This is a genomic window from Bryobacter aggregatus MPL3 (genome assembly GCF_000702445.1).
Lineage (GTDB): Bacteria > Acidobacteriota > Terriglobia > Bryobacterales > Bryobacteraceae > Bryobacter > Bryobacter aggregatus.
The window spans coordinates 3998471-4012095 of record NZ_JNIF01000003.1 but is presented as its reverse complement, the minus strand read 5'-3'; the positions used below and the strand labels follow the sequence as shown (position 1 = coordinate 4012095).

Here is a 13625-nt window from a genome sequence, read left to right as displayed (position 1 = left end):
AGTTTCCCACACGCAGCGAAGTGACAAAATAGGAACTTCGATGAACGGACCACGATTGAAACATTGGGCGGCAATTCTGTTTCCCGTCGTTGTCACCCTAATTCTGTACCGTAAGAGCTTCCGCATCTGGTTCCTCGCAGATGATTTTGCCTGGCTCGGACTCCGCCTCAGCGTGCAGTCGCCGTCCGACCTCTGGCAGGCGCTCTTCAGCCCCATGGCTCAGGGAACCATCCGGACCTTGAGCGAACGCCTCTATTTTCTCAGCTTTGAGAGCATGTTCGGCCTGGAATCGCTGCCCATGCGCATTGGGATGTTCCTGACCCTGGCGGTGGCGGAGATTCTCCTGGTCCTCGTGGTACGCCGCCTCAGCGGCAGTCTGTTCACCGGCGTACTCGCCGCATCCCTCTGGGCACTGAACTTTGGCCTGAGTGTCGCGATGAGCTGGATTTCCGCTTACAACCAGGTCCTGCTCTCTGCCCTCGTCCTCGGGTCTCTGTTGTGCTTTTTGTATTACGCCGATACCAATCGCCGCGGCTGGCTTCTCGGCTCCTGGGCCTGTTACCTGCTCGGCTTTGGCGCGCTCGAGAATATCATTGCCCTGCCCGGCATCCTGCTGGCCTGGGCCATTCTTTTCGAGCGGCGGCGGATTTCTGCCGCGCTGCCTTACTTTCTCCCCGCCGCCGCCTTCCTGGCAGCACACCTGTGGCTGATTCCGAAGCTCAAAGATGCCCCGGCCTACCGGATGCACTTCGATATGGCGCTTTTTGAAACACTTGGGGTCTATTGGCAGTGGTTGCTGGCTGCGGTCAAGCTCAAAAACTTCGGTCCGGACTGGAACTGGCTCGAAATGCCGGTGCGCTGGATCCTCACCCCCGCCATCCTCGGTTTTACCCTCTGGCGCACCCTCCGGCGCGATTATCTTCCGCTCTTCGGCATGATCATCAGCTTGGCGCTCCTCACCCCTGTACTCCCCTTGCGAGACCATCGCACCGACTACTACCTCGGTTCCGCCGCCTTTGGCATGATGATCGTCCTCGCCACCATTCCCCTGCGCCTCCCGGGCCCGGCCCGTTGGGCGGGCGCAGCGCTTCTGATTCTCTACATCTGGCCGAGTTGGCTGGTACAGAATGCAACCTTTGATTGGTATCTCGCCCGCAGCGGATCGGGACGGGTTCTCGTTCGTGGTCTCCAGTATGTGGTGGAGCACCATCCCGGCAAGCTCATCCTTGTCGAAGGAGTCGATCCGGCCCTCTATGAAAGTGTTTTTGTGGACAATGCTCTCCGTCTCGTCCATGCAGAGGGCGTTCGCATCGCCCCTGATCCAAGCCTGCCACGGAATCCGCTCACAGCAGCACCGGGGATTGTCCGCACCGCGTTTGAACAGGATGCGATTCTCGTCTACCGTCTGGAAGGCGCTCATCTTCGGGATGTCACCCGGGAATGGGCGCACAATCAAGCACTCTCACTCGGCAACGGCTTCTCTGCCAATGTTCTAACCGGCGATCCCGCTTACGCGACGCAGTTTGGCAAAGGCTGGTATCAGATCGAAAGCGGCAATCGCTGGATCGGCCGCGACGCCCACCTCCGGCTGGGAGGTCCTTTTTCTACTTCCGCAACCTTGTTCGTGAAAGGCTACACCCCGGAAGCACTGGGCGAGGCGAAACTGACGCTCAAGGTGAATGGTGAGGAAATCACAACCACCCCAATCCACCCCGGCCCGCTGCAACTGAGCTTCCCGCTACCGGCGAAATTCCAGGGGCAGACAGAGCTCGAAATCGAGTTTCAAGTCTCAAAGACCTTCCACCCCCCGCAGGACAACCGCGACTTGTCCCTTGTACTGGGTCAAATTTCGATCCGCTAGAGGGGATCCCATAATTTTCAGCAACTTTCATGCGAAAACTACGTCATTAAAGAGACACGTTATTGAAGCGGACAGAACATCCGATATGACAATGCAAGCGTAGGATAAACAGCGCTTGCCGCAGTAGCGAATCGCCAGGGATTGGCGGAGATCTTTCCAGTTAGAACAAAAAAAATGACCCATCAAGAGCTCGTGTGACGCGGATTGGGAGGTGATCTTTTTATGGAATTTTCTTTAAGATCAGCAAGGACAGCTCTTGACAGCCATGCTATACTTCACTGAGTCGATTGGCGACCCGCGCTCGACCTTGACCCCACAAGCCTTTGTGGAGCGTCGTGAGTTTTGAGAAGCTTCGGAGCGCTGATTGAATCCTGCCTTGCGGATGAGGAGTTACCGGGATCGAGCCTTGGGCGCACCGGTGATTCCAACAAAACTGAAACAAATAGGCATTGACACTATGATAGGATTCGTGTGCCCAAGATTAAGATGCGTTAAGCAGATCTGAGCCCAATCTACTGAGATATTTTGAAACTTTCGCCGCGTTTTCTCGTCTACCTGATAACAAGAGGCGCGAGCGGAAAAAGAGCCTCCAGAAATGTGAGATTTCGGGAGGGCTCTGACGGCCAGGCGGGTGCCGGAGGCCGGTAGTACTAGGTAAAAGAACGAAGGAGAACAAAAACAATGACAAAACAAGAACTCAACAAATTCAAGGACACTCTCGAAAAGAAGCAAGCCGAGCTTTTGCGTGTAATCGTCAACCGCGAAGGCATCGAAATCGAAAAGAGCCCGGACGCCCTGGACGAAGTCCAGCAGGCTGGGGAGCGGGAACTCGCCATCCGGAATCTCGATCGGGACAGTGCGCTGCTGCGCAATGTCCGCGCTGCTCTCGAGCGCTTCAAGGACAACAGCTACGGCACCTGCCTCCACTGTGAAGAGGAGATCAGTCTCAAGCGCTTGCAAGCTGTGCCCTGGGCCGCTTATTGCATCACTTGCCAGGAGATTTCCGATCGCAACCAGGCCATGGGCCAGGAAAGTTTTGACGACCTGCTCGTCACCGCTTAACGACATCCCACACACGAGGGGAGCAAGGCGCTTTACTTTGCTCTCTTCGAACGCAAGCATAAAGCAAGCAAAAACAACCGCTCCAGGCACCTCCCTGGAGCGGTTGTTGATTTACAAACCGTTTTTTACGGCCGCAGGGCTTCGCAGGCCTCAATCAAAGTTTCCAGCTTCTCCGGCGTCAGTCCTGCCATCTGCCGGACATGCAAATCGCAGAGCGGCTCATCCATTTGGGACAGCAGCTCGAGTCCATGCTCGGTGATCGATGCCAGCACCACACGCCGGTCGACGCTCGACCGCTTCCGTAGAATCAACCTTCTCACCTCCAGCCGGTCAAAAAGCCGCGTCACGTCGGGATCATGCGTGATCATCCGCCGTGCAGCTTCCGTGCAATTCAGCCCCTCCGGACCAGCCCCCCGCAGAATCCGTAACATATTGTATTGCGTCATCGAAAGATGGTACTCGCGAAAAAACTCGGAGAGGGTCTGCGCGAGATATTCATAGGTGCGGGCAATATTGAGAAAGGCCTCTTCTTCCCGGCAGGTCCAGGGCTTTGCCTGTGCAATCTCTTGCAATAATTTTCCTGGCATCATGATCCAATCTATGGAATATTTAGCGTGCTTCCCTCGCGCACGCGAATCGTCTGGCTGCTCCCGTTTGCAACACGATAGCGGACGACGAGTTCCTTATCGGCGCCCACGGCCGGATCCCGGGAAAACATCGCATTCTCTGCCCGGATACTCAGCCGGTTGTTCTGCATCCGCCCTTGCAGCTCACGAGTTACATCCATCGTCCGATTCCCACTTCCCCAGGTAGCCGATTCGATCTGGAGCGCCGCATTGGAATTGGAGGAGCCATGCACCAGCCGGTCATTCTCGTTCGGCAGGTTCAGCAACATCCCCTCTTGGGTGTAGCTCTCATACTCACGTCCGCGATAGGAATAACGGACATAGAGCTCTTTATCGGGCCCTGGATAAGGGTCGCCCCCCAGATTCGCGTTGCTCACTCGCATGTTGAGACGATCGTTGCGCAACGCACTGTTGAGTTGGTTGGTGACGTTCTTCTTCCGGCCCTGCACGCCATAGCTGGCATCCAGAATCCGCAAACCGGACTCGTCCTGATTCCCGCTCCCCTCAGGAAGTACCAGTTGGCCACCTTCCGGAACCGTCAGATTCCGCTGCTGCCCCTCATAACGATACTCCACCCGCAGCGATTTCAGATTCGCTGGTGCCGGGTCCCCGCCCATCGTTTCATTCGTCACATTCATCCGAACGCCACCGCCTTGCATGGATCTGCTCACCAGATTCGTGACATCGGCCCAGCGATTGCCGGCCCCATACTCAGCGCGGGTGATTGCCAGCCCGCCCCGGTTGAAACGCCCTCCAGCATTGTTTCCTCGGGAAAAGTCGCGGCTCGGGTTCCCCAATCTCACATTCGCCAGATCGGGAAAACTCTCCGTGCGCATTCTGCCCTGGTAACTGTAACGGATACGCAAGGTTTTCTGCACACCGGGGAGAGGATCAATGAGAGTCTCCCCATCAACCCGAAACTCCACCCCATCCCCGCGGACAAGGTTCTGCACTCGCTCCGTCACATCGGTCCAACGGTTGTCGACACCGTACTCCGCTCTCAGAATTCGAAATTCCTGTTGCGCGAATAGCGAGAAGCAGAGGGCGCCAAATACCACAGCGCGGGTCAGAATCAGCATAAGCACCTCCAGGCAGAAAGCCCTTCACATTATAGTTCTGAAAAAATGCTCAGACTTCAAGCCTGCGATGGGTCACATACTGATAACTGCGCACTCGATTATATTTCCCCTCCACCCGTACCAGCACTTGGAAGTAGGGACTAGCCATCCGATCTTCTGCCAACTTCTGATGCAGTTCCCGCTGGTGGAGCGGGTCGAGGGCATATTCCGTCACGCCCAAAGTCGACCAGGTATGGGTGCCCGAAAGAGACAGAATCTTCGTCTCGCGGTCCTGCCCCGGCCAGACTGTGAGCAGTGCATGGGAGGTATCGACACCACCCCCGCCTCCGCTATAACGGAGAGGCTCCCCAGGACGGGGATCGAGATTCTTAAAACTGCCCGCAGCTTCAAAATCAAACTCAAACTTCGTCGGCAGCTTGTGCTCTGAAAACAAAGTCTGGAATCGAGTGGAAGAGATAATGACAAGGTTCTTTCCCACCAGCTCAGACATCCCCAGATAGTGCGAGTTGGCCACCGTAGTCTTCACCTGGTGTTCAAAGAGATATTGGCTGACGGCTTGTACCCCGGTGGCCTCACCTACCCCCAGATATACGTCCTCCTGCGGCACCAGATCGAGCCCGGATTTCCGCGCGATCGCCGCAATCCGCCCCTTCGATTGCTCGGTCGGCTGATTGACCAGGACGTCGCGAAAATAAATGCCATCCCCCGCATTAAAAAAGAGGGGCACGCCATAGCTCACAATCGTCTGCCGGCCCGGGACGAGAAAAGCGCCCCATAACTCGGCGCACTCCATTGAAGCCTCAGCCTGATTCCGGGCAAACAGCCAACTGGCCACTCCCCCGCCCAGGGCAAAGCCTCCCGCCGCCGTCAGCAGCGGCAAGAAATTCCGGCGAGATACGCTGGGTTCTACCGGCTCCACCGCAGAAACAAAAGCGGGCACATACCCGCCCCGGGGCAACTCGATTCGAAGCTCGCCGCGCACTCCCTCGTCGCGATAGAACAGGCTCAATTTCTTCCGCAGGGAACTCGCTTGTACCCGGACAATCGAGTCCGACCTCGGATCATAAGTCGCCGGACGATGGAAAACTCCGAGCCCTAAGGCATATTCCTTCAGACCTTCTTCCCGGCCGGCGAGAGTCTCTTCCACCACAAAACTAAGAAGACTGCGCAGCTGATGACTCTCTCGGAACAAACGGCTTTCGAGGATCCGAGCAAGCTCCTGCTGCACCAAAATTGGGGCGAAACGGCGTGTCACTGCGTCTTTCGAAGTTACGGCCACAATTGCTAACTCACACAATCTTAAAGCTTTTAACCGTTAAACCACTCCATTTTAACTCTTTCGTCACCCAGGTGGGCATATGATGCTCGGCCAAGGAGTATCAGGGTAACCATGAACGTACTGCGATTGCTCGCTCTCTGCTGGAGCACAATCTTTTAGCCACCATCTTTGTGACCGCCACCACCCGGCCCCTGGCCGCACAAGCACAGGCCCAGGTCACAGGTGTCATTCGAGACACTGCAGGTGGCGCTGTCCCGAATGCCAAGATCACACTGAGGAATCTCGCCACCGGAGTGATTTTCACCGCCACTTCCAATGAGGACGGCATCTACCGTTTCCTCTCCATCCCCGCCGCCCGTTATATGGCAAGCTCAACCGTCACCGGCTTCAAAACCTTTGAGCAGGGACCGATTACTGTACAGGTTGCAGACATCCTGAATCTGGACGTCACCCTCCAATTGGGCGAGGCGAGCGAAAAGATCGTCGTCACCGAGAGTGCCGAATCTCTCCAGACTCAAACCGCAACGGTCGGCGCCGTCGTCACCACGCGCGAAATTGAGAATCTTCCGCTGAACGTCCGCGATCCGTTGGCCCTCGTCGGTCTCACCCCGGGCGTCACCTTCGGCGCCAACTTCGGCAGTGGCGGCGGACAGGAGACCGGCCGTAACTTCTTCAAGAGCGACTTCAATGTCGGCGGTGGCCGCTCCGGCTCCCAGGAGCTCCTGCTCGACGGCGTACCCAATACAACCGCAGACGTCAATCGTGCCGTCATCAATCCCCCGGTCGACTCCGTCCAGGAGTTTAAGGTCCAAACCAACAGCTATGACGCGGAGTTTGGCCGCACTTCAGGCGGCGTGGTGAACGTCATCACCAAGTCCGGCGCCAATGATCTCCATGGCCTTGCCTACGACTTTGAACGCCATAGCTTCATTGAGGCGAACAACTTCTTCAACAACCGCTCCGGTATCCCCAATCCCAGCTTCAAACGCCATCAATTCGGCGGCAATGTCAGCGGTCCGATCATCAAGAACAAGACCTTCTTCTTTGCGGACTATGAAGGACTTCGCCAAGGCTTTCCCATCACCTTCATCAGCACGGTACCGACGGCTCTCCAACGCGCCGGCAACTTTTCACAAACCGTCGCGGCAAACGGATCGCCCATCACGGTCTATGACCCCAATACGCTGACCACTCTCGCCAATGGCACCCGGCAACGCAGTCCCTTCCCTGGGAACATTGTGCCAAGCGACCGCCAGGATCCCGTAGCCAAGAAGATCGCCAGCTTCTACCCGCTCCAGAACCTTCCTGGCGACTCCGTCACCGGGCAGAACAACTATGTCCGCAGCGCTGGATCCACCATTAACACCGACAAATGGGATGCCCGCGCCGATCAAAACTTTGGCGAAAACACTCGCCTCTTCGGACGCTATTCGCAACAGAAAGATGTCCGTCTGGTGCCGGGTCCTCTCGCTGGCGTCATCGGGGGTGGCCGCTCCACAACTGACACCTATCACCAGGCCGTCACCGACTTCACCCGCGTCCTCACGCCCAACCTCATCCTCACCGCGCAATTTGGATTCTCACGAGCCCTGGCCGCGCAGTTTGGGCTCTCCCGCGGATTCGATATAGCCTCCTTAGGAACTTGTTGAAAAATACCCCTCTACCGCGAATATGATGGTATCTGGATGAGGATGTATTGAATCATTGCTCAAAATTGAACCTGCCCGCGCTCCCGCGATAGGCCGAAAACCATTGATTTTGGGCCATTTTCCGTCATTTAGGCACACTGCTCCTGCAGGGTTTTGACTCGAAGCAGATTGTAAGCTGCGGCTGTATAAGTGACCAGCCATCCGACCTTATCGATTCCCCGCAGCTTGATCTTTTTCAGTCCGCCCGTTTGCTTCATCCATCCGAAGGCCTTCTCTACAAGCCACCTCTTGCTGAGGCTCATGCGATACCCTTCATGCCTTGTCGTACGCTGATCAATGGCGCTTCTGCGATTCTTGTTGTTCTGCGCCACATGTGGGGTCACTCCCAACTCGCGCACTGTTTTGACAAAGTCCTTGCGGTCATAAGCTTTGTCGGCCCCCAGCGTTATGCGTTTGCCGGGCCGCGCTATTTTGGCCGCCATCAATAAGGCGGCATCGGCTTCGCCATGACCATCGGCTTGCGTGCTCATCACCTCACGGATCAAACCATTGCGGTTCTCGATCACAATGTGGCCGAGGTAGCTGAGCTTGGCTTCCTGCCCATTCCCCTTCTTGTACAAGCGGGCATCTGGATCTGTCTTGGACTCGTGCGTTTCATTGCTGCGCTTCTCGCCGTGGAACTGCTTGCCATCTTTGGGGCCTTCGCCATCTTTTCGTTGAAATCTCTTCTGTCCTGCCCAGGCTTCGATCAGCGTTCCATCCACCGTGAAGTGCTCATCGGACATGAATCCAGAGGCCAACTCATTGACCCGGCTAAAGAACTTCTGCGCGACCTCTTCATTCAACAGCCGCTCCCGGTTCTTGCTGAATACGGCGTGGTTCCAAACCGGCTCATCGATCTCAAGCCCAATGAACCAACGGAACAACAGGTTGTAGTCCAACTGCTCCATTAGCAAGCGCTCGCTGCGCACCGAGTAGAAGATTTGCAACAACAACGCTCTGAGCTGACGCTCGGGCGGAATCGAAGGACGCCCCACTCGCGAATACATCTGCTCAAACTCTCCATCCATGCTCTTGAGCAACCCGTCTACCAGTTGCCGTACTTTCCTCAGTGGATGGTCCTCTGCGATCCGATCTTCAAGGTTCACGTAGCTGATCAGGGTTCTTTGTTGCTGGTCGGTTCCGCGCATAAAACATAGATGCTCTAAAATATTTCAGCGTCACATCCAGCGGCGAGTTTTTCAACAAGTTCTTAGGCTTTCCCGCAAGCTTCAACGCACTGGCGACCAACCAGTTCCCACAAGGGTCCGTTGCCGATATGACTGCAATTTCCAACGGCTCTGACTCCTTCATCCAATACCAACCCCGTAATAGCTATACAACACGAGCTGGCACGGCCTATACACATGGCTCGCACACGATCAAAGCCGGCGTCGATTGGCGCATCCTGAACTTCAACGAAGGACAGAACACCCAGCCTTCCGGCACCTTCAACTTCGCACGCACCTTCACCCAAGGCCCCAACCCGAATCAAAGCTCCCAAACCGGCGGCTTCGGTTTTGCAGACCTGTTGCTCGGTACCCCGAACAGCGGCTCGATTCGCCAACTGATGCCGATCTCCACGGGCGGCCGCTACTATGCCTTCTACTTCCAGGACGATTGGCGCGTCACCTCCAAGCTCACGCTCAACATCGGCGTGCGCTACGACATTGGCACCGGCAACTCCGAGAAGTACAATCGCCTCGCCTATTTCGACCCGAACACCATCAGTCCGCTCGCTGGGCCTGCCGGACTGCCGAACCTGCGCGGCGTCCTCCAATGGATCGGCGGAAGCAATCCTTCCTATACCCAGGCCACCCCGAAGCTGAACTTCGCACCCCGCTTTGGTCTCGCCTATAAGATCGGGCCCAATGGCGTTCTCCGCGCCGGTTATGGGATGTTCTACATTCCACGCAATATCCAGGGCAACGGCCAGGGCGCGGTTGCGGCCTTCCGGGACACGCCGATGAACACCACAATCGATGGCGGCCTCACTCCGGTGGACAAGATCAGCAATCCCTTCCCCAACGGAATCCTCCCCGCTCTCAACAATCGCGATCCGCTCACCAATGTCGGCGCCAGCATCCAGGCCGCAACGCACGACTTCAAAACCGGCTACACCCAGTTGTTCAGCATCGGCTACCAGCACCAGCTCCCGGGCCAGATCCTCGTCCAGGCAAACTATTGGGGCAACAAAGGCACCAGTCTGTTGACCAGCAGTTGGAATCTGAATCAACTCCCGAATCAATATCTAGCTCTCGGCACTCAGCTCAATGACCAGGTCACCAATCCCTTCTTTGGTCTCATTGCAAGCGGTGGCTTGAGCGGCCGCACCATCTCGCGCCGTCAGTCTCTCCTGCCCTATCCGCAGTATTTCGGCGATTCGGGCGTCCAACAAGTCCTCGTTCCCGCCGGCAACACCTCCTACCACGCCGGCACCCTGCAGGCCGACAAACGGCTTACGGGCGGCTTTACCTTGATGGCCTCCTACACATGGTCCAAAGCCATCGACGACATTTCCACTCCGATCGATTTCTACAATCGCAAGCTGAACAAGGCGCTTTCCGGCTTCGACACTCCGCACATGTTTGTTGGAAGCTGGGTCTATCAGTTGCCCTTCGGCAAGGGCCGCCGCTTTGGCAACAGCATGCACCGGGTGTCCAACGCCATCCTGGGAGGCTGGGACTGGAGCGGCATCGCCCGCATCCAGAGCGGCCAGCCGATCTCGGTCAGCACGCCAAGCCTCAACCTGGGCCGTAGCGCAAAGCTCGACAACCCCTCCATCGCCAAGTGGTTTGACACCTCGGCATTCACCAACGCCCAGGCTTTTACCTTTGGCAACATGGGCCCCCGGGTTCCTGATGTCCGCAACGACTTCATCATCGGGATCTTTGGGCGCGAAATCACCACGCAGTTCCGTGCGGAATGCTACAACGTCACCAACACCGTACAATTTGCCGCACCCAATGGCTCCGTCACTTCGCAGAGTTTCGGTGTCGTCACAGCCCAACGCAACACGCCGCGCCAGTTCCAGGCCGGTTTGAAGATTCGCTTTTAGGATGACTATGAAACCGTTTTTTCTTCTCCTCTGTACTCTCACTCTGAGCGCGCAGCGCAACTTTGATGTCGTGGTCTACGGCGGAACGGCGGCGGGGTTTACCACCGCCGTCTCCGCCGCCCGGCACGGCCAGAAAACCGTTCTTCTCGAGCCCCACAACCACATCGGCGGAATGGCGACTGGTGGCCTTTCGCGTACCGATGTCGGCCGGCGCGAAGTCATCGGAGGCATGGCTCTCGAGTTCTACTATCGGGTCGGCCAGCGTTATGAAATGGGCCGCTACAACAACCCTGTCGCCTGGTTCTATGAGCCCAAGGTGGGGGAAGACGTGATGCGCACCATGCTGAAGGAAGCTGGGGTAGAAGTGCTCTTCAACCAGCGGCTGAAAGAAAAGGATGGCGTCAAGAAAGAAGGCGCCAAGGTCACTGAAATCACAATGACCAATGGGTCTCGCTTCGCAGGCAAGGTCTTTGCCGATTGCTCCTACGAGGGTGATCTGATGGCCCAGGCGAAGGTCAGTTATACCTACGGCCGTGAAAGCAGTGCGCAATATGGCGAGACGCTGGCCGGCGTTCGCGACCGTACGCCCAAGCACCAGTTCGAAGTCGAACTGTCTCCGCGCGGCGCTGATGGAAAGCTCTTGCCAGAAATCTCGGACAAGCCTGTCCCGCCTCCCGGCACCGCCGACAAGGGCATCCAGGCCTATAACTTCCGCATCATTGCCACCAACGTGGCAGCGAATCGCCTGCCCTGGCCCAAGCCTGCAGGCTATGACGCCAAGCGCTACGAACTCCTCGCCAAGTTTCTCGAGGCCGATACCAAGCGCCGTGGCCGTGCCCCGGTGTTCCACGAGATGACGCTCATTGCGCCCATCCCGAACGGCAAAGCGGACTTCAACAACAACGGCCCCTTCTCCACCGATTACATCGGCAAGAACTACGGCTACCCCGAAGGCAACTACGCCGAACGCGACCGCATCTGGGAAGACCATGTCCGTTATGTGCAAGGCTATTACTACTTCCTAGCCAACGACCCGCGCGTCCCGAAGAGTCTCCAGCAGGAAGTCAACACCTGGGGTCTTCCGAAGGACGAGTATCTCGATACCAGGCACTGGCCGCACCAGCTCTATGTCCGTGAAGCGCGCCGCATGGTGGGCGAGTACGTCATGATCCAGAAGGATCTCCAGACCGATCTCAGCAAGCCGGACGTCATCGGCATGGGAAGCTACAACTCCGACAGCCACAACATCCAGCGCATCATCAATACAAAGGGTTTTGTCGAGAATGAAGGCGACATGCAGGTGGGTGTCAAGCCTTACCAGATTCCCTACCGGATGCTGACCCCCAAGCGGGATGAGGTCACCAATCTCCTGGTGCCGGTCTGCTTCAGCGCAAGCCACGTCGCTTACTCTTCGCTTCGCATGGAACCGCAGTATATGATTCTCGGCCACGCTGCCGGACTCGCGGCCAGCATCGCGATTCAGAATGCGCAAGCGGTCCAGAAGATCGACGTCGCCGCCTTACAGGCCACGCTCAAAAAAGAAGCGGGTGTATTCCAGTTCGTTGAAAACGACCAGATCAAGGCGATTGGAGCGATTCGCGAACTCCTCCGCCCGAAAGGCGTCCAGACCTTCAACTGGGAGTAGACTTCGTTCCCCAGCGCCTTTGCAAGAATCCACTTGCAAAGGCGCTTTTTTGTCTCGGAACTGTCACGCTATATCGATCGATCCGTAAGACTGGATTCCTAGACTAATAGCTTCCACGCTCCTCATGAAGTCCTTGAAACCCGCTCTGCTCCTCGGCCTTTGTCTCACTGGAACGGCCCAGGAGTTCCCCAAGACCTCTCCCCAGACCAAGCTCAACGAAATCCAGATCCTCGGCACACACAATAGCTACGCCCAATCCGTCGACCCACAATTGATGGAGTACGTGGAGCCGATCCTGGCCAGGCTGACCGCCGAGCGCGCCAAGCGCATGACGTCCGAACAAGTCCTTAGCTATGAAGAAGAACATCCCAATCGCGTGACCTTCACAGAAGCACTGAGCTATCGTCATCCCGATCTCAAGACGCAGCTCAACGCGGGAATGCGTGGCCTGGAGCTCGATCTCAATCCGGATCCTCAGGGCGGCCTTTTCCTCAATCCCGCCGGGTATCGTTTCCTTCGTTCCAAAGGGGCAAGCGACTTGGCGCCAGCGGATCAGACCGGGCTCGATCAACCCGGTCTCAAGGTGCTCCACATCGCAGACCTCGACTTTCGCAGCCACTGTCCCACTTTCAAGGGATGCCTGACGCAGATCCGCGAATGGTCCGATGCAAATCCCAAACACGTTCCCCTCTTCATCCTTCTGGAGGCGAAGAGCCAGGCGCTCCCAATCTTCCCCAATCCAACCCAACTGGCGCCCTTTGACAAGCAGGCATTTGACCGCATCGACGAGGAAATTCTGAGTGTGTTCCGCCGGGAGCGGCTGATCGTACCCGATGATGTTCGAGGTTCGCACGAGACGCTCAAGAAAGCGGTACTCGCCCAAAACTGGCCGAGCCTTGAGCAGTCACGGGGCAAGGTCCTGTTCCTGATGATCACAGCGAACGGCACAGCCTCGACAGCACCCTATCTCGAAGGGCATCCTTCTCTCAAGGGCCGGGTTGCCTTCTTACGCGCGTCTCCGCAAGACGACCATGCCGCATTCCTGATGTTCGACAACGCAATTCTGCGGGGTCAGGAGATCCAGGGCTATGTCCAGAGTGGCTACCTGGTGCGGACCCGCGCCGATATCGAAACCCTCGAAGCAAAAACAAATGACAAGAGCCGGGCGAATGCCGCCTTCGCCAGCGGGGCGCAGATCGTGTCGACAGACTTCTTCCGCCCGGGAAATGTCTACGGCACCAGCTATGTTGTCCTACTCCCGGATGGCGGCGTCGCCCGCTGCAATCCAGTCCTCAAGAGAGCTTGCTCCACAAAATAGTGGAGCGAG

10 protein-coding genes are annotated in these 13625 nt (G+C 57.0%); 6 read left to right on the top strand and 4 right to left on the bottom strand.

Features of this window, described 5'->3' with window-relative positions:
* The first annotated feature begins 40 nt into the window (after window positions 1-40).
* Window positions 41-1861: a hypothetical protein gene (locus M017_RS0118555; protein WP_155121487.1), complete on the top strand. Its 1821-nt coding sequence runs from the start codon at window positions 41-43 to the stop codon at window positions 1859-1861.
* 681 nt (window positions 1862-2542) lie between these two features.
* Window positions 2543-2923: a TraR/DksA family transcriptional regulator gene (locus M017_RS0118550; RefSeq protein ID WP_031499645.1), complete on the top strand. Its 381-nt coding sequence runs from the start codon at window positions 2543-2545 to the stop codon at window positions 2921-2923.
* Between the two features lie 125 nt (window positions 2924-3048).
* Here the strand turns inward: M017_RS0118550 and M017_RS0118545 are convergent, their stop codons facing one another.
* The 3 genes from M017_RS0118545 to M017_RS27940 are packed head-to-tail and all read right to left on the bottom strand — an operon-like array spanning window position 3049 to window position 5883.
* Complete coding sequence (locus M017_RS0118545) at window positions 3049-3513, bottom strand: MarR family winged helix-turn-helix transcriptional regulator (RefSeq protein WP_031499644.1); 465 nt, start codon at window positions 3511-3513, stop codon at window positions 3049-3051.
* 8 nt (window positions 3514-3521) lie between these two features.
* Window positions 3522-4628 (bottom strand): DnaJ-like protein C-terminal domain-containing protein, encoded by a 1107-nt coding sequence (locus M017_RS0118540; protein WP_031499643.1) that lies wholly within the window; start codon window positions 4626-4628, stop codon window positions 3522-3524.
* Between the two features lie 49 nt (window positions 4629-4677).
* Window positions 4678-5883 carry a hypothetical protein gene (locus tag M017_RS27940; protein ID WP_155121486.1) on the bottom strand — a complete coding sequence of 402 codons (1206 nt, stop codon included), beginning with the start codon at window positions 5881-5883 and terminating at the stop codon, window positions 4678-4680.
* 194 nt (window positions 5884-6077) lie between these two features.
* Between M017_RS27940 and M017_RS0118530 the strand changes: the two genes are divergently transcribed.
* Window positions 6078-7556 (top strand): TonB-dependent receptor, encoded by a 1479-nt coding sequence (locus M017_RS0118530; RefSeq protein ID WP_031499641.1) that lies wholly within the window; start codon window positions 6078-6080, stop codon window positions 7554-7556.
* 128 nt (window positions 7557-7684) lie between these two features.
* Here the strand turns inward: M017_RS0118530 and M017_RS0118525 are convergent, their stop codons facing one another.
* Complete coding sequence (locus M017_RS0118525) at window positions 7685-8746, bottom strand: IS5 family transposase (RefSeq protein ID WP_031495380.1); 1062 nt, start codon at window positions 8744-8746, stop codon at window positions 7685-7687.
* A gap of 5 nt (window positions 8747-8751) precedes the next feature.
* Between M017_RS0118525 and M017_RS0118520 the strand changes: the two genes are divergently transcribed.
* The 3 genes from M017_RS0118520 (at window position 8752) to M017_RS0118510 (ending at window position 13616) form a co-directional block, all read left to right on the top strand.
* Window positions 8752-10653 (top strand): TonB-dependent receptor domain-containing protein, encoded by a 1902-nt coding sequence (locus tag M017_RS0118520; RefSeq protein WP_474939340.1) that lies wholly within the window; start codon window positions 8752-8754, stop codon window positions 10651-10653.
* A 7-nt stretch (window positions 10654-10660) separates the two neighbouring features.
* Window positions 10661-12298: an FAD-dependent oxidoreductase gene (locus M017_RS0118515; protein WP_155121485.1), complete on the top strand. Its 1638-nt coding sequence runs from the start codon at window positions 10661-10663 to the stop codon at window positions 12296-12298.
* 124 nt (window positions 12299-12422) lie between these two features.
* Window positions 12423-13616, top strand: a complete 1194-nt coding sequence (locus M017_RS0118510) for a Ca2+-dependent phosphoinositide-specific phospholipase C (RefSeq protein ID WP_031499638.1) — start codon at window positions 12423-12425, stop codon at window positions 13614-13616.
* Window positions 13617-13625: the final 9 nt, after the last annotated feature.

What these genes read in the sequence shown, in the direction of transcription:
- M017_RS0118555 (WP_155121487.1), top strand. Translation starts at nt 41, where the DNA reads ATGAACGGACCACGATTGAAACATTGGGCGGCAATTCTGTTTCCCGTC.
- M017_RS0118550 (WP_031499645.1), top strand. Translation starts at nt 2,543, where the DNA reads ATGACAAAACAAGAACTCAACAAATTCAAGGACACTCTCGAAAAGAAG.
- M017_RS0118545 (WP_031499644.1), bottom strand. Translation starts at nt 3,513, where the DNA reads ATGATGCCAGGAAAATTATTGCAAGAGATTGCACAGGCAAAGCCCTGG.
- M017_RS0118540 (WP_031499643.1), bottom strand. Translation starts at nt 4,628, where the DNA reads ATGCTGATTCTGACCCGCGCTGTGGTATTTGGCGCCCTCTGCTTCTCG.
- M017_RS0118525 (WP_031495380.1), bottom strand. Translation starts at nt 8,746, where the DNA reads ATGCGCGGAACCGACCAGCAACAAAGAACCCTGATCAGCTACGTGAAC.
- M017_RS0118515 (WP_155121485.1), top strand. Translation starts at nt 10,661, where the DNA reads ATGAAACCGTTTTTTCTTCTCCTCTGTACTCTCACTCTGAGCGCGCAG.
- M017_RS0118510 (WP_031499638.1), top strand. Translation starts at nt 12,423, where the DNA reads ATGAAGTCCTTGAAACCCGCTCTGCTCCTCGGCCTTTGTCTCACTGGA.